This window comes from Shewanella sp. SACH, from assembly GCF_001887095.2.
GTDB classification, from domain to species: domain Bacteria; phylum Pseudomonadota; class Gammaproteobacteria; order Enterobacterales; family Shewanellaceae; genus Shewanella; species Shewanella baltica.
On the sequence record NZ_MPDG02000032.1, the window covers coordinates 1 to 291 of the forward strand.

The 291-nt window shown below is 45.4% G+C and carries 1 rRNA gene; it reads left to right on the forward strand.

What is annotated here, in order from left to right:
• Positions 1-53: ribosomal RNA gene (locus tag BM607_RS22030) — 16S ribosomal RNA — on the forward strand; the annotation flags it as partial.
• Positions 54-291 lie beyond the last annotated feature (238 nt).

A 291-nucleotide genomic window follows, 5' to 3' on the forward strand; every position in this document is an offset into this window, starting at 1 on the left:
TGAAGTCGTAACAAGGTAGCCCTAGGGGAACCTGGGGCTGGATCACCTCCTTACCTATACGACTAACTTAATGTTTGGTCGAAAAATGCTCCTGCATTTTCGACATTCGGTACATCCGTGTACCTTTTGAGTGTTCACACAGATTTGCTTGATAGAAGAAAGAGTAAAAGATGGGTCTGTAACTCAGCTGGTTAGCACCCCAATCCCCTCATATAGAGTAGGGTGAGGTCGGTGGTTCTAGATGAATATGGGTTTATCAAAAGATGGGTCTGTAGCTCAGCTGGTTAGAGC